15 protein-coding genes are annotated in these 22,704 nt (G+C 67.7%); all 15 read right to left on the reverse strand.

Annotated features, from left to right (window positions below; translation table 11 throughout):
* Positions 1-10: 10 nt before the first annotated feature.
* A complete protein-coding gene (locus tag QH168_RS09055; RefSeq protein WP_280234075.1) occupies positions 11-799 on the reverse strand; it encodes an ABC transporter permease in 789 nt (262 codons plus the stop codon).
* Positions 799-1,536 carry an ABC transporter ATP-binding protein gene (locus QH168_RS09060; protein WP_280234076.1) on the reverse strand — a complete coding sequence of 246 codons (738 nt, stop codon included), beginning with the start codon at positions 1,534-1,536 and terminating at the stop codon, positions 799-801. Before QH168_RS09060 ends, QH168_RS09055 begins: the two co-directional genes overlap by 1 nt.
* A 38-nt stretch (positions 1,537-1,574) precedes the next feature.
* Positions 1,575-3,215: a long-chain-fatty-acid--CoA ligase gene (locus QH168_RS09065; protein ID WP_280234077.1), complete on the reverse strand. Its 1,641-nt coding sequence runs from the start codon at positions 3,213-3,215 to the stop codon at positions 1,575-1,577.
* 109 nt (positions 3,216-3,324) lie between these two features.
* Positions 3,325-4,605, reverse strand: a complete 1,281-nt coding sequence (locus tag QH168_RS09070) for a wax ester/triacylglycerol synthase domain-containing protein (RefSeq protein ID WP_280234078.1) — start codon at positions 4,603-4,605, stop codon at positions 3,325-3,327.
* The gene (locus QH168_RS09075; RefSeq protein ID WP_280234079.1) at positions 4,602-5,753 is read right to left on the reverse strand and encodes an acyl-CoA dehydrogenase family protein; all 1,152 of its coding nucleotides are present in this window, start codon (positions 5,751-5,753) and stop codon (positions 4,602-4,604) included. The genes QH168_RS09070 and QH168_RS09075 overlap by 4 nt, the downstream gene beginning before the upstream one ends.
* The gene (locus QH168_RS09080; protein WP_280234080.1) at positions 5,746-7,155 is read right to left on the reverse strand and encodes a condensation domain-containing protein; all 1,410 of its coding nucleotides are present in this window, start codon (positions 7,153-7,155) and stop codon (positions 5,746-5,748) included. Before QH168_RS09080 ends, QH168_RS09075 begins: the two co-directional genes overlap by 8 nt.
* A 19-nt stretch (positions 7,156-7,174) precedes the next feature.
* Complete coding sequence (locus QH168_RS09085; protein ID WP_280234081.1) at positions 7,175-10,663, reverse strand: amino acid adenylation domain-containing protein; 3,489 nt, start codon at positions 10,661-10,663, stop codon at positions 7,175-7,177.
* A 107-nt stretch (positions 10,664-10,770) separates the two neighbouring features.
* Positions 10,771-12,234, reverse strand: a complete 1,464-nt coding sequence (locus tag QH168_RS09090) for a condensation domain-containing protein (protein WP_280234082.1) — start codon at positions 12,232-12,234, stop codon at positions 10,771-10,773.
* A gap of 87 nt (positions 12,235-12,321) precedes the next feature.
* Entirely contained in the window at positions 12,322-12,804 is a 483-nt protein-coding gene (locus QH168_RS09095; protein WP_280234083.1) for a hypothetical protein, read from the reverse strand.
* Between the two features lie 52 nt (positions 12,805-12,856).
* Positions 12,857-13,150 (reverse strand): acyl carrier protein, encoded by a 294-nt coding sequence (locus QH168_RS09100; protein ID WP_280234084.1) that lies wholly within the window; start codon positions 13,148-13,150, stop codon positions 12,857-12,859.
* A gap of 82 nt (positions 13,151-13,232) precedes the next feature.
* The gene (locus QH168_RS09105) at positions 13,233-14,546 is read right to left on the reverse strand and encodes a lysine N(6)-hydroxylase/L-ornithine N(5)-oxygenase family protein (protein WP_280234085.1); all 1,314 of its coding nucleotides are present in this window, start codon (positions 14,544-14,546) and stop codon (positions 13,233-13,235) included.
* The gene (locus tag QH168_RS09110; protein WP_280234086.1) at positions 14,539-16,083 is read right to left on the reverse strand and encodes a pyridoxal phosphate-dependent decarboxylase family protein; all 1,545 of its coding nucleotides are present in this window, start codon (positions 16,081-16,083) and stop codon (positions 14,539-14,541) included. Before QH168_RS09110 ends, QH168_RS09105 begins: the two co-directional genes overlap by 8 nt.
* 197 nt (positions 16,084-16,280) lie before the next feature.
* On the reverse strand, positions 16,281-18,650 hold the full coding sequence (locus QH168_RS09115) for a penicillin acylase family protein (protein WP_280234087.1): 2,370 nt from the start codon (positions 18,648-18,650) through the stop codon (positions 16,281-16,283).
* Entirely contained in the window at positions 18,647-20,464 is a 1,818-nt protein-coding gene (locus tag QH168_RS09120; protein WP_280234088.1) for an IucA/IucC family protein, read from the reverse strand. Before QH168_RS09120 ends, QH168_RS09115 begins: the two co-directional genes overlap by 4 nt.
* Before the next feature lie 12 nt (positions 20,465-20,476).
* Positions 20,477-22,627: a GNAT family N-acetyltransferase gene (locus tag QH168_RS09125; protein ID WP_280234089.1), complete on the reverse strand. Its 2,151-nt coding sequence runs from the start codon at positions 22,625-22,627 to the stop codon at positions 20,477-20,479.
* Positions 22,628-22,704: the final 77 nt, after the last annotated feature.

Genomic DNA, 22,704 nt, shown 5'->3' on the forward strand with positions numbered 1-22,704 from the left:
AGCCGCCGGACTAGTCGGTCTTCGTATCGCCCATGGCGAGTCGTACGGTGCCGATCACGAAGATCGTCAGGCAGATCGCGGCGAAGTAGAGCAGGGAGCCGGTTTCGCCGCCGAACAGGGTTTTGATGGTCGACATCTGGCCGACGCCGAGTTCGCCGTTCTTGAATGGGGACAGGCGTTGGAGCAGGATGCCTGGGTCGCCGGGGATGAAGGTGACGAACACTTCGACGCCGAACTTCCACAGCAGCACGACCATGACCACCAGTCCCGGTTTGGGCATGAGGGCCGACAGGCCGAGGCCGAGGGCGCAGATCAGGATGGCGAAGATCGGCACGCAGATCAGCAGGCGGACGCCCTCGCCGGAGAACGCGTCGACCTTGCCCCAGATCTCCGGGAAGATCCGTGGGAAGCCGCCGAGCAGGATGAAGGTGGTCACCAGGGCGACCACGCCGGTGATCGTGCCGAACACGATCAGCTTGGCCACCGGCAGCAGCCAGCGCCGCGGCTGGATACCGAAGGCGATCTCGACGGTCTTGTCCTTGAACTCCGCGCACAGCGAGGTGACCCCGCCCGACATCAGGATGAAGGTCGCGAAGATCAGGATCCAGTACGTCGAGTTGTTGGTCTCCATACCGCCGCTGCCGTTGAACGACTGCGCCTCGGTGGCCTTCGCGATACCGAAATTGATCAGCACCGGGATCAGGATCGCCAGCGGTACGACCGTGTACCACAGTGAATTCCGCCAGGAGAGTTTGACCAGTTCACTGCGCACGGACCGGGCGAGGTAGGTGCCGAGCATCAGCGCTCACCCCCGCCCGCGGAATATTCGACGCTGGCGCGGGTGAGGGCGATGTAGGCCGATTCCAGGCGGCGGGGACCTGATCCCTTGGCCACCAGTTCGTCCTTACTCGTATCGGAGAGCACTTTTCCCTTGCCCATGACGACGATCCGGTCACCGGTGATCTCTACCTCGGTGAGATTGTGTGAGGCGATCAGCAGGCATTTGCCTTCCGCGGCCAACCCGACGACCAGTTCCCGCAACCACAGCGTGCCCTCGACATCGAGACCGTTGGCGGGTTCGTCGAGTACCAGCGTGCGCGGATCGCCGAGCAGCGCCGACGCGATACCGAGCCGCTGCAACATGCCGTAGGAGAACTTACCCACCGAGCGGCGCGCCACCGGTTCGAGCCCGACCCGTTCCAGCACCCGCCCGACATTGCCCGCCGGTACGCCGCCCAGCCGCGCCTGCCAGAGCAGATGCTGGCGCGCGGTGTGCTTGGGATTGCGGGCGAAGGCGCCGAGACCGAACCCGATCTCGCCGACCGTGTCCCGGAAGTCCAGCAGTCCCTTGTCGTTGATGCGGACCGAACCGGAACTCGCCCGGGTGAGACCGGCGATCATGCGCATGACCGTGGTCTTGCCCGCCCCGTTGGGGCCGAGCAGATAGGTGATCGAGCCCGCTTCGGCTTCGAAGCTGACATCGTCGACGGCGACGTTCTCGCCGAAGCGTTTGGAAACGCCGCGAACGCTGATCATGAGAGAAATCCTGGTAGGTGGTGCGGAAAGACCTTCCGTCAGGCGGGGATCAGGCTTGCCGCCGAGGAGCGGCGCAGCTTGCCGGACGGGGTCTTGGGCAGTGCGCCCTTGTGCACGACGGTGACCACGGTGGGCGCGATGCCCACATCGTCGTAGACGGCGCGGGCGACCTCTTTGCGGATGCGCTCGCTCTCATCGCCGTCGGCCGCCGCATCCGATTCGACGATGACGGCGATGCCTTCCCTCGCCATATGGGACAGCCGGACCGCGACGGCCGCGATACTGCCGGGCCGCACACCGGGGACGACGCCCGCGGCCCGCTCGACCACGGTCGGGGAGATATTGCGGCCCGCGACGATGATGACGTCCTTCTTGCGGCCCGACACCACGACCTCACCGGTGCCTGCGACGACGTAACCGAGATCGCCGGTGGACAGCCACCCGTCGGCGTCATTGGCCGAGACGTAGCCGTCGGGGCCGAGGTAGCGCTTGGTCACGGCCTCACCGCGCACCAGGATATTGCCGACGTGATCGTCGGGCAGGGCCTGGCCGTTGTCGTCGACCACCTTGAGTTCGATCCCGGGGACCGGGACGCCCAGGCGCATCATGGTGCGGGCGCGGGTGACGTCCTCGCGCTGCACGACACCATCGGCCTCCACCCGCTCCGCGTCGATGACGTCCACCGTGTACCGCTCGGCGGCGGCGGTGAACGACACCGCGAGGGTGGTCTCGGCCATCCCGTAGGACGGCATCAGCGCTTCGGCACGGAAGCCGAAACGTTCGGCCTCGCCGACGAACTCCACGAGGGTGCTCTCATCGACGGCCTCCGCGCCGTTGACCGCGACACGCATGGACGACAGGTCGTAGGCGCCGTCCTCAGCCCGGCGCAACCGGCGGGCGAGCAGTGAGTAGGCGAAATTGGGTGCCGCGGTGAGGGTTCCACCGAAGCGGGTGATGAGTTCGGCCCACGACAGCGGATTCTTGAGGAAGCCGAGCGGGGTGATGATGACCGAGGTGGCCTGCGCGAACATCGGTGTCATCAGCATGCCGATCATGCCCATATCGTGGTACAGCGGCAGCCAGCTGACGATCACATCGTCGGACGCGATCTCGGCTGCGGTGACCATCGCCACCTGGTTCTGATGCATGTTCGCATACGAGATGGCCACGGCCTTCGGCACGCCAGTGGTGCCGGAGGTCAGCTGGAGGATCGCGATGTCCTCCTCATCGGTGGACACATGCGGTAGTTCCTCGGTGCGAGCGGCCAGCTCGTCGATCGAGATGAACGGGACGCCGATATCGAGCCCCCGCACCGCCTCGGTGAACGGTGCGCCGACCACGACGACGCGGGCGTTCAGCATCTCGATCACCGCGCGCGTATCCGCCACCCAGGTCTCGAGGTTGGTGCGCGGGGTGGGCTGATGCAGCATCGTGAAGGCGCCGCCGCGCATCCAGATCGCCTGCACGGTCACGGCCACGTCGCCAGGGGTGCCCGCCAGGATGGCGACCGAATCACCCGGCACCACACCGGCTTCGGCCAGACCGCCCGCGACCCGGCGGGCCACCGACCGCACCTGGTCCCAGGATCGAAACGTCAGATCCGACGATTCGATACCGCTCCACAGACCGTTGACCTCGGAAGCGGGCTGCTCGAAAAGCAACTCGGTGATTCTGCTCATTGGTGTTCCACTCTCTTCCCGCACTGCGGTTGCGCACACGGCGCACCACGGCGTCGAATCTGGTTCGGTTCCGGCGCTTCGGGTCCGCCGACGCCGGGGTACGGCCGGATCATTCCGAGGTCGCCGCTTCGCGAAGCACCCGGTCGAAATGCTCGGCGAAGGTGTCGGCGTATCCCGCGGGTAGGGCGGCGGGATCGATGACGATGCCGAAGGAGGTCTTGTTGCCGAGGATCAGCGCGGTCACCGACAGCGAATATCCGGCCAGCGGCGACAGCGGGGTCAGTTCCGCGATCGTCTGGCCGAGCACGGCGCGAATCCGCGAGAAGCCGGGGTTGACGCCGATGTGGATGTCGGGGCTCATATGGGCCATGCCCGCGCCCGCGATCACCCGCTGCATCGCCCACGGCAGACCGGGAGCGGTGGTGGGGGCCGCGGTGGCGAGTTCGGGACGGCGCTGTTCGATGGTGGCCAGCTCCGACCGGGTCCGCTCGATCTGGCGCGCCAGATCGGCCTCGTTGCCGAGGAGGTTGAGCGGGGAGACCAGGACGGCGTTACCGGTGTGCCGGAAGGTCGGATCGTTGGTGACGGGCAGCGTCACCCGGATGACCTCGGCCGGGTTCGCGGCGGCGGGCGGCGCGATACTCACGGTGCGGCCGACCGCGGCGAGCAGGAACTCGTGCACGGTCGCGCCGTTCTTCTTGGCGGCGCGGCGCAGATCGCGGGTGGACGCGCTGTAGAGGGCGTACTCGCGTTTGCCGGACTTGGTGAGCTTCGGCCAGCCGCGACCCTTACGTCCCGCGGCCCATTGCTCATTGAAGGCGGCCTTGGATTCCTCGAGCACCTCGGGCTCGACGGCCGGGGTTCGGAAGCGCGGACTGGTCGCGAACCGTTCGAATTCGGTGAGTTCTTCGGGGGTGCCGTCGGCCAGCAGTGCGGCGAAGGCCGCACCGGCGATGCCGTCGGACACGGCGTGGTGCACACGCAGCAGGAAGAACTGGGGACCGTCACCGCGGGGGGTGAACATGGTGATGTGCCACATCGGCTCGGGCCGGGGCAGCGGCGTCTCCAGCAGGGTCGCGATCCGGGTGCGCAGATCGGCGTCGTCGGCGTAGTCGACGGCGGCGAGATGCCGGTCCACGTCGACCTTTTCGGCCAGCACCACCTGCGGTTTGCGCCACCGCCCGTTCAGGATGCCCATGCGGAACAGCTCGAACAGTTCGCTGCGCTCACGTACCCGCTCGCGCACATCCGCCACCGCCAGCCGCGGGCCATCGGGCGCCAGCTCCAGCAGCATCGACCAGTGCATCGGGCGGCTGTCGGTATCCAGGTGCAAATAGGTGTGATCCGACGGCGTCAGCTCGGTGACGGCGGATGTGGTCTCGGTGCTCATGGCTGTTCCACCTTCGCGAGCATCTGCTCATAGCGTGCGTTATCGGGCTTCATGGCCGCGGCGACCAGTTCCAGCAGCACCTCGTCGGCGCCGCCGCCGACGCGGGCCAGCTTCATGTCCCGGTACCAGCGTTCGAACGGCAGGCCGACTTGCAGATAGCCGATGCCGCCGAAGATGTGCAGGCACTCCGAGGCCACTTCCTCGCCGAGCTTCGCCGAGGAAGCCTTCAGCGAGGCGGCCGTACGCAGATTGATCTTGCCTTCGGCGGCGACACCGTCGAGGGCGTAGCGCAGCTGGTCGACCCGCGCTTGCAGATCCGCGACCCGCAGCCGCAGGGCCTGATGGTCGTAGAGGCGCTTACCGAACTGGGTGCGGTCGTACATCCGGGCCAGGGTGACGCCGAGCATCACCTCGCAGGCCGCGGCGATCTGGCCCGCCACCGAATAGCGTTCGTGGGCCAGGCCCCAGCTGATGACGGCGAGACCGGTCGCGGGGCGGGCGATGAGCGCCTCCTCCGGGATCCAGGTGTCGATGGTCACCGGGGCCGTGTCCAGCGGGCCCGCGCCCAACTTCTCGTACGGTGTGCCGACCTGCACCTGCGAGATGGGCACGGCCGCGAGCGCGACGCTGCCCGATTCCCCGGCCGAGCCGCTGCTCGCATCGCGGCAGACCACGAGGATGTAGTCCGCGATCGGGGACAGCGAGACGAACTTCTTGTGGCCGACCACCCGGTAGCCGTCGCCCTCGGGTGCGATCATGGTCTGTGCGTTCTGGAGATCCGAGCCGCCCGATTCCTCGGACGCGCCGATGCACAGCACCTTCTCCACCGCGATGGCCTCTTCGGCCAGATTGCGCAGGAAGTCGTTGCGGCCGAAGCGGCGCAGGATGGCGATGGCCGAATCGTGCAGGCTCACCCCGACGCCGATGGCCGCCGAACCGAGCGTGCCGAGTTCGCGGGCCAGTGCGAAGTGATGCTCCAGCTCGGTGAGTTTGCGGCCCTCCCATTTGCGCGCGAACACACCGGCGGCGCCGAGGTGCTCGAGCAGGTGGCGCGGGAACCTCTTGTCCAGCTCGGCCTGTTCGGTCCAGGCGACCACACGGTCGTCGAAAGCCTTGGCGAGCACGTCGTCATAGGAATTGTCAGTCACTGGTGAGCCCTTTGTCCTGCCGGTCCGCGGCCGCGTTCGCGAGGACCCGGTCGAGTTCCTCATGAATGCGCACAACGGTCTGCTCGTCGAAAAGATCGACCTGATAGGCGATCTGCACATCGGTGTGGTCGGCGTGTAGGAACGCTTCCACGGTCAGCGGGAGCAGGGCGTAACCCTTCTCCGCGAGTTCCCAGGCGGTGGTGCAACCGGGCAACTGTGGGCCGTCGATCTTCTGCTCCAGGAACAGCACCAACGATTCGTAGGGCCTCGTCCGCCCGCCGACCCGCCGCGCGGCCTCGGCGATGTGGTCGTAGGGGAAGCTGCGGTGGCCGAACGCGGCGTCGGTGACCGCGCGAACCCGCGCAACCAGATCGGCGAAGGAAACCTCGTCGGCGCCGATGCGCAAGGCGATGGAATTGCTGAGATTGCCGATCAGCGAACCCATCCCGGACTCCTCACGGTTGGCGACCGCGGTGCCGATGACGATATCGCGCTGACCGGTGATCCGGCGCAGTGTCAGGTAGTACGCGGCGAGGAACACCGAGAAGGCCGGAGTGCGCAGGGTGGTGCTCAGTGCGCGCAGATTCTTGTCGGCCGCCACACTCAAGGTGCGATCGCAGCGCCCGCCGCGTTCGGAGACGGTGTCGGGCTGCCGGTCGTACGGCAGGCGCAGCGGTTCGAGTCCGTCGAATTGCCGCTCCCAGAAACGGATATCGTCGCCGTGATCGGCATCGGCGAACCGCTGCTGTTCCCATTCGGCGAAATCCGCGATCTGCAATGACAGCGGCGCGAAATCCAGTTCCGAACCCGGACCTTCCTTCGCGCGCGCATAGGCGCGTTCCAGGTCACGCGAGAGGACGGGCAGCGTCATGCCATCCCAGGCGATGTGCTGCAACGCCATCACCACGGCCATCTTCGGCCGCCCCGAATCGTCCGGCGGCAGTTCGACGTAGGTCAGCCGCAGCGACGATTCGGCCGCCAGATCGAAGGGCTCGGTACCGGCGGCGGCCATCACCGCACGCAACCGCGCGTCCGCGTCCGGTTCGGCACGCAGATCCAGCGATTCCGTACGCGGCGGTAGATCCTGGTGAATGCGCTGGTACGGTGTGCCGTCCTGGTCGGCGTGGTAGGTGGTACGCAGCACCTCGTGCCTGCGGACCAGCGCCAGGAACGCGCGTTGCAGCGCGGCACCGTCCACCTCGCCGGTGAAAGTGAAGGCCAGACAGAGATTGTGCGCCGTGCTGTCGGGCGTTCGCCGCTGGTAATCCCATACACCCCGCTGGGCGAACGACAGCGGCGCCCGCCCCGGATCGCGCCGGGGCGCGACACCGGGAGCGGCCGCGATACCCGCATCGCTGAGCCTGGCCCGCATCGCGGCCTGAAGGTCCTCTAATGACGCCACGTCGATCGTCCCTCGCCGGTCAGGCTCGCGCCGCGGCCAGATCGGCCGACGGATCGGGAATTCCGGCGACCTCCAACAGGATTCGCGCCACCTGGGTCAGCTGGCCCGGCACCTGCTCACGTTCGACGAGCCGGGCCGCGAAGCCACGTACCGTCTTCGCGCCGAACACATCGGTGACGCCGACACCGTCGACGGCCAACAGACCGCGCACATTCGCCACGAAGGTGGTGGCGAGGATCGAATTGGCGCCCGCGTCGAAGAAATCGGTGGTGACGCCGATCCGCTCGATATCGAGTACCTGCGCGGCGATATAGGCGACCGCCGCCTCCAGCGCGGTCTCCGGCGCCACGTACTCGGCCTCGGCCCGACCCTCGGTCTCACGTTCGAGCACCGCGCGAATGGCCGCGCGGTCGATCTTGCCGTTGCTGGTGAGCGGCACCTGCTCCAGGAAGTGCAGGACGTCGGGAACCATGTACTCCGGCAGCAGCTCGGCCAGGGCGGCGGCCACCGCGACGGTGTCGACCACCTGTCCGGACTCCGCGCCGACCACGGCCAGGCTCAGCCGTCCGGCGACGACCGCCGCCACCGCCTCGCCGACCTCGGGCAGGGTCTTGGCCGCGGCCTCCACCTCACCCAGTTCGACGCGGTAGCCACGGATCTTCACCTGATGGTCGGCGCGACCGAGGAAGTCGATGGTGCCGCCGGGCAGATACCGCGCCAGATCGCCGGTGCGGTACCAGCGGATACCGTTCGCGGTGACGAACCGGTCGGCGGTGCGCTCGGGGTCGCCACGGTAGCCGTCGGCCACGCTGACGCCGCCGATCCACAGTTCACCGGTGACCCAGTCGGGGGCATCCTCGCCGCGCTCGTTCACCACGCGGCAGTGCACACCCGAGAGCGGGCGGCCGTACGGCACGGCGGTCCATTCGGCGGGGAATTCGTCGGTGACCTCGTACACGGTGGAATGGATCGCGGTCTCGGTGGTGCCGCCGAGACCGGCGAAACGCAGTCCGGGGACCTGCGCCCGAATCCGGGCGGCCACACCGGCATCCACGCGGTCGCCGCCGGTGATCACCACGCGCAGGCTGCGCAGCTGTTCGGCGGTGGCCGAATCGAGCAGCATGCCGATCAGGCCGGGTGCGCAGTTGAGCACCGAAACCCGGTGCGCCGCGACGAGTTCGGCCCAGGCGGCGGCATCGCGCACCTTGTCGGCGTCGATGCAGACGATCGCGCCGCCGAGTGCGAGCGGGCTGAACATATCGAACACCGACAGGTCGAACTCCAGCGCCGAGAGGCCGATGGTGCGGTCGTCGGCGTTCAGCCCGAATTCCTCGGCGATCGCGTCGATGGTGTTGGCGGCCGCACGGTGGCTGACCTCGACACCCTTCGGTTCACCGGTGGACCCGGAGGTGAACAGCACATAAGCGAGGGCATCGGGATCGGGCACGACGGCCTGTTCGGCGCGCGGGCCGGTGATGGATTCGTCGAAGACGATCCGCTCGATGCCTTCGGGCACCTCGACCGTCGCACCGGTGATCACGGCGCGCACCAGACCGCGCGCGAGGATCCGATCACGACGCGCCAGCGGCTGATCGGCGCCGACCGGCAGATACACCGCGCCCGCGGCGAGCACGCCGAGTACGGAGATCACCTGCTGATGGCCCTTCGGCACGATCACCGCGACGGTGTCGCCGGGAGTCACGCCCGCGGTGGTCAACGCCTTCGCCAGCGCGAGCGCCTGCTCGGCGACCGTGCCGTAGCTCAGTTCCTCGCCCTGCGCGGTCACGATGGCGATGCGCTCGGGGCGCTGGGCCGCCTGCTCGAAGAACTCGGCGTGCAGGCTGCGTGGCGCGATCGACGCCGAGGTGGTCTCAGCGGCTGCGCGGGCGGCGAGCTGCGCGGCGGGCAGCGCGATGGACAGCGGGGCGTTCCAGTCGGCGCCGGGGGCGAGCAGACTGTCGAGCAAGGCGCGGAACTCGGCGAACATCGACTCCATGACGCCCTCGGGCAGGGCGTCGCGGCGGGTGTCCCAGTTCACCAGCAGTCCGCCGTCGACCTCGGCCACCTGGGCGTCCAGATCGACCTGCGGGCCCTGCGACAGGATCCACACCGGGCTGCCGAACAGGCGGGTCACACGCTCGGAGAACAGCTCACCGAGGCCGAGGCCGGAGGTGAACACCACCGACGGGGTGACCGCCGAACCGCGCAGTTTGCCCAGATCGCGCAGTACGTCGAGGCCTTCGTAGGTCGCGTTCGCGGCACAGCTGTGCAGTTCGTGCTGCAAACGACGGGCGCGTTCCACCAGCGATTCGCTCGCGCGGGCATCGACATCGACCAGCACCGAGTTGGTGAAATCGCCGACCACCTGGTCGATCTCGTCGTGCACCGGTTCACGGTTGAACAGCGGCAGATTCAGCAGGAACCGCTGGCGCGCCGACCAGCGCGCGATCACCTCGGAGAACACCGAAGCCAGCGTCACCGCGGGGGTGAGGCCGTGGCCGTGGGCGAGGGCGTACAGCCGGGTCTTGCCCTCCGGCTCGAGCCGGTGGTGGAAGCGCACACTGCGTGACGGGTCGGTGCGCCTGGCCTCCGGGATCGTCGGCAGTTCGGCGGTTTCCGGCAGGCTCGGCAGCTTCTCGGTCCACCACCGGCGAGCGGCCTCGTGCTCATCGGCCGGAATGCGGTCGCCGCGCTCGGCCAGGTACTGCCGGAAGCTGTAGCCGACCGGCGGCAGGGCGCCATCGGATTCGTAGGCGGCGGCGAGATCGTCGAGGATGCGCCGGTAGCTCATGGCATCGGCGGCGAGCATATCGACGTCCAGGTGCAGGCGGTGCTTGTCGCCGGGCAGCAGGGTGAGCACGAACTCGACCACCCGGCCCGAGGCCACGTCGAGCAGTTGGTGGCTCATCCGGTCGCGCATACGCTCGAGTTCGGCGTCGGCATCGGCGGCCTCGCGCAGATCCACCACGCGGTACACCGACTGCGGCGGCTGCGCCAGGATGCGCTGCCCACCGGCTTCACCGAAGGCCGACCGCAGCTGGTCGTGCCGCGAGACGACCTGCGCGACAGCGCGTGCCAAGCGGTCGGAATCGGCGCCCGCACCATCGAACTCGACGTACAGATGCGCCGCGACACCGCCGAGGGCCTGCCCGGACTGACGTCCGACCCAATAGGCGTGCTGCATGGTGGCCAAGGCGAATTCGTCGGTCTCGGCGGGCTCGGCCGCCGGTGTGACTTCGGCCGGAGCCGGTGCGGTGTCGGCCGGGGTGGCGGGCTCCGCGGCGGGTGCACCGCCGGACAGCAACCCGGCCCATGCCTCGATCGTCGGTTCCAGCGCCAGTTGCGAACTCTGCACCCGGTAGCCCTGGCGACGCCACGTGCCGGACAGTTTCATCAGCAGCATGGAGTGCAGGCCCAGGCGGACCAGATCGTCACTGTCGCCAATGGACTCACCGGGAACACCCAGCAAGGCCGCGACATCAGCGCGTAGCTGGTCTTTCGAAATCACGTGACTCCTCAGATCAAAACCTATTAGTTAGGCTAGGCTTGCCTAGCCTAACACGATGAAATCTCGCGCCCTGCGCGACCCGGGCCTGCCCATATGGGCGCCCGCTCCTATGCGTCCGCCGCGGCACGCAGCGCACCGAACAGGTCCGATAGCGGCGAATCCAGCGCCTCCGGTACGCGCGCGACGAGTTCGGCGACCACCTTCGCGGCGCGCTCCGCATATGGCTGATCGAGAATGTCGGTGCGGTACTCGACCTCGAGACGCACCCGCTCGTCCTCGCCGATCTCGAAGGCCAGCGCCAGCGGATAGTGCACGACGCCCTTGAAAACGGTCTCGCAGGTGACGTGCGCGCCACCCGGAATCGGAACACCGCGCAGCGGCGTGTTCTTCACCAGCGCCATCACCTCGGCCACCGGGAAGCGCCTGCCGTCGCCGCGCAGCGCGGTGAGGATCGGGCCGTAGTCGACGGAGGAGAATTCCATCGACCCGTACACCGTCGAGACCGCCGCGCGCAGTGCGTCTTTCGTGCTCGCGGCCGGATCGAAGGTGAACCGCATCGGCACCACGTTGCCGCAGTAGCCGACCTTGTCGGCCGCCTCGCCCGGCTGCCGGTTGTCGGCGGGCACCAGCAGCACATAGTCGTCGGCGCCGGTCAGCGCGGCGATGCTCAGGGCGGACACCACGATGAACACGGCATTGGGCGTCGCACCGACCTCGCGGGCGACGCCGGCGAGCGCGGTCACATCGGACTCGTCGATGGGGCGGGTGAGGTAGGCGCCTGGCCCCTCCCCCATCACCGACAACCAGCTCTGTTCCGGCGTGGTCTGCGGCAACTCACCGGAGAGCGGATAGCGAATCCCCTCGGCCGCCCAGGTCTGCACCGCGTGCCGGACCGCCCGGTCCAGTGCGGCGACCGGACGCGCGGGAGCCTGGGGCGTGGATGGCGCCGTCGCGGCCGAATCCGCCCGCGCCACCAGCTCGCTGAGGATCGGGGGCAGTGCGGTCTCATCGCCGGCCAGGTGATGCAGTACCAGCACCATGTCGACGCCGCCACTGGCGCGCGCGTAGGCGCGCGCGCGAATCGGCGGGTCCTGCCGCAGCCGGAACGACGCGGTCGACAGCGCGGTGGCGGCGGCGCGCACGATCTGCTCAGGCGAGCGTCCCTCGGTGGATTCCTCGGATGCGGGCATCGAGCCCCATTCCCAGACCTGACCGGGAACGATCCAGCGGCCGTCCCACTGCTTGGACTCGCGCCGTGCCACGCCGTCGTCGCCGACGGTGATGACCGAACTGAGCACCTCGGAGGCGTCGACCAGCCGTTGATAGGAGGCGACGACCTCCTCCAGGGTGTAGGAGGCGTCGAATTCCAGCAGGACCCCGTAGTTGTGCGAAATGGAATCCGGGTCCAGCTCGTAGATCTTCCACATCCGCCGCTCGGCGATGCCGAGGCCGCCGTCCGACGGCTCCGACCGCGCGGGCTCGGCGGCGGTCGCGCTCTGATCGCCCGCGATGCCCGCGTCGGCGAGTCGCCGTCGCATGAGTTCCATTTGCGCGTCGGTCAGTACGTTCATGCTTCTCCTAGCCGTGGAGGGCGGGGCCGGTCGCACCGGTCGCCGGCACCGGGAACCACCCGGCCGACATGAGCCCGCAGGGCGGAATCAGTAATCGAACTGCGGATCGCCCGCGCAGTCGACGTTCTGGCAGAACGCCTTCCAGTCGAACTTCCACAGCCCGCCATCGCGCACCAGGTAGTAGGTCGCCGAGGTGGCCGGGAATCCGGCGATGAGGCCCTCACCACGGACGGTGAGCCGGTCGCCGTCGATCTGCACCGGACCGACCGCACGGCCCTGGATGGTGAAGAAGTCGTAGGCCTGGCTGAACGACATGGCCTGCTCGACGACCGGGCGCACCTTGTCGCCGCCGTAGCTGACCTCGACCTTCTGATCGATGGAGACGTTGGGGTTGTAGAACGCCGCGTACAGCCGCTCCAGCTGCTCCAGCGAGGGGACCTCGTCGCGAATGTAGAGGTCGGCGGCGGAGGCGTCGCGGATCGAGATATCGGCGGCAGCTGGATGGGCCAGGCCGAGACCGAGCAGAGCAGCCAGCACCGAGACGACAGCGACCTTGATGAGTTTTGTCATGGGAACCTTCAGTGAGCAGTGTGGAACAGAAACGTGGGATCGATGGCAGCGACTACCGAGCGACAGCGTCGGCCTTCGAGCGGATGAGGTCTTCCAGATCGCCCACCGAGGCGGCCTCCGACATCTCCCGCTCGGTCAGCTGCACGCCGAGCCGCTCCTCGATGGCGACGACGCCGATGGCGAAGGCCACCGAGTCGATGCCGAGATCCTCGACCAGCAGCGACGACCGGCTGACGTCGGCGAGTGGCAGGTCGAGATCTTCTTCCAGAATGCTGTTCAGGGTGTCGCGGATGTGATCGGACATCGGGTACTCCTCGGAGACGAAACGATTACTTGTGCCGGGCATGGCCTCGGCGAGCGCACCGCTCGGGTGCGTGGTCAGCGGGTGCGGGCGCGTGGTCCGGTGGACGCGGGCGCCGGTGGGTGTCCTATTCGAACACCTCCTCGTCGGTCACGCCGAAGCTGGTGAACGCGGTATCGCGTTGCAGGCGATACACCTCGCGACCGAGCACGGAGTTGAGGATCTTCGCGTTGCGGACCGCGCCGATATCCAGGTTCGGCGCGGAGACACCGACGGCATGCGCCTCGGCATTGGCCACGAAGATCCGGCCGGACAGCGCCTCATCGGCGGCGACCGCGTGATTCGACTCGATGACGAGACGGTCGCGCGAATCGCGGCGCAACCGGTCGGCGACCGGGGCGAGGAAATCGGTCTTGCGCTCCCGGTACCCGGTGGCCGCGATGACGAGATCGGCGGTGTGCGCCAGCGCTGATCCGGTGTCCAGATGCCGTCCGCGGATACGCAACCGGCCGCCGTCGAGCGTATCGAGGCCCTCGACCGCGACACCGTTGCGCAGCTGCACCGGCGGCAACTTCTCCAGCAGCCTGCGCCGGTAGAGCAGATCGTGCAGCCGGGCAAGGGTCTCGCTGGAGATGCCCTTGTGGAACTGCCAGTGACCGGCGCGCACCTGGTCGCGGGTCTCCTCCGGCAGGCTGTGGAAATAATCCATATAGGCCGGGGTGGTCATTTCCAGCGACAGCTTGGTGAAGTCGAGCGGCGCGAACCACGGGGTGCGGGTCCACCACTGCACCGAAGGACCGCCGCGCAGGTTCGCCTCGAGCAGATCGATCACGATCTCGGCGCCGGACTGGCCGGAGCCGATCACGGTGACCGAATCGGCCTTGTGCGCGGCATCCTGATGGAACAGGTACTGCGAGCTGTGCACCAGCGCGGACGAGGTGGTCGAGAGTTCGCGCGGGATGGCCGGTTCGGTGCCGACCCCGACCACGACGTGACCGGCGTGGATCACCGAGGCCTTGCCGTGACTGGTCACCGACACATCGAAATGCTGTGCCTGCTCGTCCCAGCGAACCGCTTCGACGGTCGTGGAGAACCGCAGCGACGAGAGCTTGCCGACCGCCCACAGCAGGTACGCCTCGTACTCGCGCCGGGTCGGGAAGAAATCCTCACGCACCAGGAACGGGTACAGCCGGTCGACATCGGCCAGATAGGCCAGAAACGACATCGGATGCGTCGGATCGACCAGGGTCACCAGATCGGACAGGAAGCTGACCTGAAGTTTGGCCTCCTCGAACATGAGGCCGGGATGCCAGCGGAACTCCTCGACGGAGTCGACCACCAGCACCTCGACGTCATCGACGGTCGAGGCCAGCGCCGCGAGGCCGATATTGAACGGACCGCAGCCGATCGCCAGGATGTCGACCTTCTGGATGTCACTCATGAACATTCACCATCTCATCGCGTTCACTGCGCAGACCTTCCGACTCCACTTCCAGGCCCATGCGCAGCAGTTCGTCGAACAGCGAATCGATGTCCTGCTCGGTCGATTCGGGGTTGAGCAGTGTGAGTTTCAGGCAGGTGCGCGGTTCTCCCTCGCCATGCACTCGTACCTGGGTGCGCCCGATCAGCGCCTTGCCCGAGCTGATCAGGCGGCGCCGCAGTTCACCGTTCACCTGGTCCAGATCCAGATCCTCGCAGCGGTAGCGGAACACCACGGTGGTGAGGGTCACCGGCGCCACCAGCTCGAGCTGGAGTTCGGTGCCGATCCGGCGCTCGGCGAAGCGGGCCAGCTCATGGCAGGTATCGAGCATATCGCCGAGGCCCTCGCGGCCGTAGGCGAGGAAGGTCGCGGCCACCTTGAGCACATCAGGGCGACGGGTGGTCTGGAGGGTCTGGCCGAGCAGACCGCCGAAACCGGCTTCCACATCGTCATCGGGGTTGAGGTAGGCGACCGAACGATTCAGCGAGGCGAAACGCTCCTGATCGGCCAGCAGCAGCACGCTGGCGGCGGCCGGTTGCCAACCGACCTTGTGCAGATCCAGCGTCACCGAGTCGGCGCGTTCGATGCCGGTCAGCAGATCGGACAGCTGGTCGGAGAACAGCGAACCGAAGCCGTAAGCCGCGTCGACGTGGAACCACACCTTGTGCCGGGTGGTGATCTCGGCGATCTCGGGCAGCGGGTCGATCGAACCGAAGTCGGTGGTGCCCGCGGTGGCGACGACCGCGACCGGGGTGTGGCTCTCGGCGAGTTCGGTCAGCAGCTGATCGAGGGCTTCCGGGATCATCCGGTGCTCGGAGTCGACCGGCACCGGAATCGTCGCCGCCTCACCGAGCCCCAGTGTGGCGCAGGCGCGGTGGATCGAAAAATGCGCCACCCGCGAGCACAGCACCACCGGACGCGGTAGCGCGCTCACGCCGTTCTGCCGGATATCGATGCCGAGCTGCGCCGCGCTGTAGTCGCGGGCGATGAGCAGTGCCAACAGGTTCGAGTAGGACCCGCCGGGACCGAAGACGCCACCGGCGGTCTCGGGCAGACCGGCCAACCGGGCCAGCGCGCTCACGGTCCACTTCTCGATGGCGAGGGTGGCCGGGCCGGAGTCGTAGGTGTCCAGTGAGGCATTGGTGGCGCTGGCCAGCGCGTCGGCGACCACAGCGACGGTCAGCGGCGGCGGCTGGAGATGCGCCGCGCACAATTTGTGGGTCAGGTCGAGGCCGTGGGCGGCGATCAGATCGGCCAGCTGCGCCAAGGCGGCCGCTTCGCCCACTCCGGTAGCCGGGATGCGCTCGGGGCCGAGCGCTCGGGCGACGATATCGAGCACTTCGGCGGGTTCACCGGAGGGCAGCGGCGACCGGTGGTGGCGGCTGTCCTCGACCGCCGCGGCCAGCTGCGCGAGTCCGCCACCCGCGGCGGTCCAACCGTCGCCCGGATCGGCGAACTTGGATGACCTTCCCCAAGGGGAAGTGGATTCATGTGACACGGAAAGCCCCACTACGTTGAATGACTTCGAGAACGAACTTGTTGTCGGCCGAGATGGTCTGCGCGCGCGAGCATGCTCGCGGCGACCCGCACGATCACCTCGCCGTGGCTACCCCGGCCGTAGCGGCACCACCGCCGCCCGCGCACCCGAGCGCACCCGCTGACGCGCATGTTCCGGCCGGGCGTAGGTCGAGACGGTCATGCTCCTCCTAGCGTCGGGTCGGCGGCCGATCGCGGTGGATCCGTCCGCGCGAGCCGGTAGGCCGCGGCATCGGTATCGGCGGAGGCCGCGGCCCGGTCGAAGACCTCGCGGCGGTGGGCGCACGCGCGCAGGCTCGCCCAATCACCGAGGACGGGAATCAGTTCCCCGCGCGCCCACTGCGGCGCCTGATCCTCGAAGTTCGGCGAGCGCGGATCACCGCTGACGCCCAGCGGCACGATCCAGCGGCTCGCATCACGGTCGGCCAGATCCCAGACGTATCGCGCCGCCGAGCCCAGGCTGCACGCATGGGAGAACCCGACCGCGCTCGCATTGGCGAAAACGCATTCGGAATCACCGCCCAGCGGCAACCGGCTCGGCCGCACCCGCGCGGACATCTCGGGATGCTTCGGTGAGATCCCGGCCAGATCCATACCGTGCAGCGGATGCAGTACGTGCACGCTGCCCCAGGTCGGCACGGTCGCCAGCTCGGCGAGATGAGCGGCGACCGCCTCGACGGATTCGGTGAGCAGCCGGTCGATATCCACGCCGACGCCGGGCGCCCGGTGCAGCACCGAATCCAGCGCCGCCGCGAGCCGCGTCTCCACCACGAACCACGGGTTGAGCACCGGCGAGAACAGGTGTGGCGCGGCCAATCCGGCGAGGGCCTCGTGGCGGGCGATGGCGCGGACCAGGCGGGTACGCACTTCGGCGAACACGTAGGCGTCGGTGCTGTCGGCGCGCATGGCGCCGTCCCAGGCGAGCAGTCTGCGGCGCACCTCGTCACCGGCCGCGGTCACACCGGTCAGCGCCGGGAGCAGACCGCGGATGACGTCGGCTTGTTCGTTGGCGACATCGCCATGGATGCGTTCGCAGCCGTCGACGGACACCGCCGAGTCGGCGGCGAGCAGTTCACCGATCCGCGCCCCGCGCGCCGCGGCCGCGCATTCGGTGGTGACCGGTTGCAGCGGAAGCGAATCCGCGATGCGCTGATTGGCGATCACCGAATAGTCGGCAACGCCCGCGTCGAAGCCGTCGTCGGTCACCGAGGGCGTGACGTAGCCGCGCCATTGATACCGCGCGTCCCAGCCCGGTACCGGCAGCCAGTAGTTCTCGTGCGCGCGCACCGGAATCTTGCCGACCACATGGTTGCTCACCCGCCCGCTGGTATCGGCGATGACGATCCGGTTGACCGGCTCCACCCATTCCCGCATGGCCTGCTCGACATCGCCGACGTTCTTGGCGAACAGCACGTCCAGCGCGGCGTCGAAGGTGACCTCGGGATCGTTGAGCATGGGGCTGCGCAGACTCAGCGCGAAGGATTCCTCCGGCCCGCCGAACAGCACCGGACCGTTACCGGTGCCGATGATCTCGAGGTCGACCGGATCGCCGTCGCGCACCAGGATCTGTTCGTGCCGGATATCGGCCGCGCGGACACCGTCGACCGATTCGACGAGCACCTCGGCGCCCGATCGGTCGAGCCGCTCCAGATAGAGATCCTGATAGTCGGCCATGGCATTGGTGATGCCCCACGCCACCGTGCCGGAATGGCAGAAGTGCGGAACGCCGGGAACACCGGCGAAGGAGAATCCGACAACGTCGAAGTCCGGGCAGGCCAGGTGGAACTGCTGGTAGATGCCGGGCAGTTCCAGGAAGCGATGCGGATCGCCCGCGATCAGTGGTGCACCGGTCGCGGTGCGGGTCGCGGCGACACCCCACGCGTTGCTCCCGGACAGCGGCTCACCGAACGATTCGCGCGGCGCCTCGGTCCCCGGCGCATCCCCGGCGAACTGCGCGAGCAGGTCGGTGAGGAAGGCCTCGTCGGGATAGTCGGGCACGGTCTCGGAGGTGGCGTCGACGCCCTCGCAGTCGAACAGCGTCAGCGCGTCGGCGCCGAGCGCGCGGACGGCGTGCAGACGCCACAGCTTCGTGGTGAAGCGCCCGAACAGGATGTGGTGCAACAGGAACGCCGAGATCGGGGTCCACGGCTGCCACGGGGTGGGCCGATGGTCGAGTTCGGTCAACTCGATGGCGTCGGCGGTGTCGACCGTGGCGTTGACGCCCGCGACATAAGCGCGGATCAGCCGCTGCGAACGCGGCGAGGACGCCTCGTAGATCCGGCGGGCGGCCCGATCGAGCTGGGCGCGACGAGCGAATTCGTCCCAGCCGATGCCATCGGCGCCGAAGACCTCCGCGCTGCGGCCCTCGGCCCGCAGACGGATGAACTCGAGCTGCCAGGCGCGGTCGATGCCGCATGCGTACCCCTGGCCGAAGAGCGCGCCCTCGGCGGAATCGGCGACGATATGCGGGATGCCCTGCGCATCGCGGATGATCTCCAGGTCTGCCGTCACGGCGTTGCCGGTCGTCACGAGACCGCCACCTCCTCGGCGCGCACCGCATCGGCCGAGGGCCGATGGCTCGCGATCGGGTTCACCAATTCGTGGTCGGCGTCGACCAGGGTCGAATACGAATCGCCGAGATTCACCATGCGCCGGTTGTTCGACAGCTGAAGACGATTCATATGGATCGCTTTGAAGGTCGGTGCGAACAGATCCCACCTGCGGAATTTCTCCGCCATATCGGGATGCTGCTGCTGGAATTCGATCACCCCGCGCGCAACGATCGCCCAGAAATCCTGGTCCGCGACCAGTCCGCGCGCATGCAGGATCAGCGCGAGATGGCGCAGGTAATCATCGAATACGTCCGAGAGCACGCCCATATTGCGGATCTCGTCGGGCTCCTCGGTCACCGCCCGACGGCAGGTGTCCGGAATACCGTCCGGCGCCGCGAAAATGGAGACCTCTTCGCCGATGTCCTTGAGGATGCCGCGCACCGGCACACCGCCGTCGAGCACCAGAATCAGATTCTCACCGTGCGGGGAGAACTTGAACTCGTACTTGTACAGCAGATACATGATCGGCTGGAGATAGCAGCGCAGGTACCTGGACAGCCATTCCTCGGCGGACAGACCCGAACGGCGAATGATCGCCTCGACCAGCGGATCACCGTTGTGGTCGATATGCAGCAGCGCGGCCATGGTGGTGAGCTGCTCGTCATCGTGCACCAGCGGAACCGGGCTTTCCCGCCACAGCGCCGACAGCAGTTTGCGGTACTCCGAACCCGGCTCGGTGAGCGCGTTGTAGGTGGTGCTGCGGTAGCCGATCGCCGCCACCTCGTACAGCATCTCGAAGCCGAGCGATTTCAGGTACGGATCGCCGTTCACCTGGGCGCGCACCCAGTCGTTGATCAGCGGGGTGGTGCGCATGTAATCGGCGGACATACCGCGGGTGAAGCCCATATTGACGATCGACAGCGCCATCTTCACGTAGTGGCGGGCCGGATTCGACACATTGAACAGGGTGCGGATGGACTGCTGCGGCTGATACAGATCCGGTGCGTCGCCGACCTTCACGATCTTGTGCTCGGCGATGTCGACCGCGTAGATGCGGGCGATCTTGTACACCCACTGCCACGGATGCACCGGCATATAGAAGTAGGACGCCGGGTCGAGGCCGCGGGCGATGAGCACGGCGTCGAAACGCGTGAGCGTCTCCGCGCCGAGTTCCGCGCGCACCAGACCGTCGTAGTCGAGGCCGGACACCGCGGCGACATCGGTGTTCTCCCGCAGCACCGCCACCCAGGTCAGCGGGAATCGTCCACCCGATTCGGGTGCGTAGCGCTCCACATCGTCGGCGCTGAAGCCGAGCCGTCCGGCATTGGCGACGATGCAGGGGTGCCCCTCGGTCATCGTCCGCTCGATCGTCTGGAAATCGGCTTCGGCCAGCTCCGCCGCGGCAATGCGCTGCCCATCGGGACGATTCGTGCTGATGGCCAGCGTATTGGTGAACTCCTCCAGGTATTCCGGCAGCACTTCCGGGGAAATGCCGAGGGAGTCACTGAGATCGATGATCAGGTCGATCGAGTCCAGCCGCAGTTCCGCGCCATCGCGTACTCGGCGCAGCGAGGATTCGTCGATACTCCAACTGTCCAGCGATAGGACCTCGGCGCGGAACCGGTACTCGGTGCGGCCGTCATCGGAATAGACCACGTACAGACCGGGCGACAGTTCGACCGGGTGGACGAAACGCTCATGGCAGAACTCGGACAGGATCTTCTTCGCGATTCTGGCGTTGTAGGTCTGCCAGAACGAACGCTGGTGGGCCGAAGCCTCGGTACTACTCAAAACGCTGCCTTCTCAGAGATTGGAACGCTGATCGACGGCTGCCAGCGACCGCCCGTTGTCCGTCACGCGGATGAAACTCGCCCGCGTGCAGTAGCTGAGCCGAGCCACCTTGTCCGCCACCGGATAATCACCGGCGACCACGAATCCGACCGCGGCGTTGAGCGCCTGCACATCCAGATTGCGCACATCCGGTTCGACCACCACACGCTCGGCACCGAGTTCGAAGAACGCGGTCCGCATGATGTGCAGCATCACGTTCCCGGTGAATGCGGGCAGCCTGCGATCGGCGCTCGCGACCAGCAGATGCATGCCGATATCGCCCGGCTGGTGCTCGTACCCGGTGCCGGGTTCGGCCAGATCGCTCGTCGCGGGGTTGTACAGCTCGAACAGGAACTGCGGTTGGCCCTCGAAATAGCCGATGCGCATGCCGAAGCGCGGATCGGGATCGGTGCCCGCCTCCCGGATCAGTTCCTTCACATCGTCGACACTGCTGTCGAGCATGCCCCAGTACGCCGACTTCGGATGGTTGAGCCAACCGTGGGCGACCACGGCGTCACGCTCGATATCCATCGGCCGGGATTCGAAGTGGTACACCGGCGCTGCCACGTTCTGCGGGCCGGGTGCCGGGCTGTCCCATTCGCCGGCGATCAGCAGATCGAGCAGGCGGACGTAGTAGTCGAACATCGACCGCGCGGTCTTCGGCGCTAGATCGGGGGTGCGTACGCCCCAGTTCACCAGCAATCCGCCCGATACCTCGACGACCTTCGCGTCGAGCAGCATCTGCGGGCCCTGCGAGACGATCCAGGACGGTTCGCCGAGCACCTCGGCCACCACCGGCGAGAACAGTTCACCGAGCCCGAGCGCGCTGGTGAACACCACCGGTGACACCACCGGTTCGCCGAGTTCGCGCAGCACATCGAGGCCACCGGCGATACCGCGGCCCGCCGCCTCGTGCATCGCGATGCGCATACCGCTGGCCCGCTCGGCCAGGGCTTGCTCCTCGGCGAGGTCGACGTCAACGACGATGGTCGAGGTGAACGCGCCGACCACCTCGTCGACGCCGGAGTGCACCGCGTCCCGGTCGTGCAGCGGCACGGTCAGATGGAATCGCCTACTGGCGGAGAAGGCACCGACGGCCTCGGCGAACGCGGCGGCCATCGCGGCCGCGGGTGTCACGCCGCGCTTGCGGGCGCCGTCTTCGAGCCGCTGCCGGTCGGCGGCGTCGATCAGATGATGCAGGCGAAGCGTCGCGGGGGCCGCATCGGCGCCGGTCGCATTCACCGGAAGTTCGGGCGGGCCGGGTAGATCGGCGATCCGCGCCTTCCACCAGGCCACATCGGCTTCGCGGGCGCGGCGTCGCGCCGACAGCGCCGGGAAGGTGGCGCCGAGCTCCGGCAGGTCTTCGCCCAGGTAGAGCCGCGCCAGATCGTCCACGAGTACGCGATAGCTCATGGCGTCGGCCGCGATCATGTCGACAGCCAGGTGGACCCGCCCGCGCCCTTCGGGCAGCAGGGTCAGCTCCGCGTGCAGTACGGCGGCGTCATCGGTCGGCAGACTGCGCTGAGCGCCCTGCTGTCGCCGCTGTTCCAGGGTCTCGGCCACCGAGGTCGGCGAGTTCTCCCTGAGGTCGTGTACCGCCACCAAGTCGGCCGGGGCGGCCGCGATGACCTGGGTGCCGTCGTCCAGGGGGCGGACCCGAAGCATCGGGTGACGCTCCAGCAACGCCGCCACCGCCGCACGGAAGCGCTGCGGGTCAAGGGCGGGGCCGTCGAATTCGACGTACAGATGCGCGGCGCCACCGCCGAGCGCGTCATCGCGTGAGCGTCCGGTCCAGTACGCGTGCTGGGTGGTCGCCAGCGGGAAGGCGGCGGCCAGATCCGCGTCGTCGAAATCGAAGGTGGTGGCATCGCTGTCGTCGATCCGGCAGTCACCGAGCAATGCGGCCCAGGCATCGATGGTCGGCTCGGCCGCCAAACGGGCCAGGTCGGCGTCGTAACCGAGACTGCGCCACCGGCCGACCAGACGCATCATGCGGACCGAGTCGAGACCCTGCTCGATGAGGTTGGCGCCGGGATCGACGTCGGCGGCCGAGATTCCGAGTACCGATCCGATCTCCGCGCGGAGATCGATCTCCGTACCCAGCTCTGGACGAGCAACCACCATCAGAACGCCTCTCGCAGATCAAGAACTGCCCTGTTAGTGCACCCTAAAAAATTAGGGTGCACTAACTCGCCAACAGA

Origin of the sequence: Nocardia cyriacigeorgica (genome assembly GCF_029868385.1) — a bacterium.
Taxonomy (GTDB): domain Bacteria; phylum Actinomycetota; class Actinomycetes; order Mycobacteriales; family Mycobacteriaceae; genus Nocardia; species Nocardia cyriacigeorgica_F.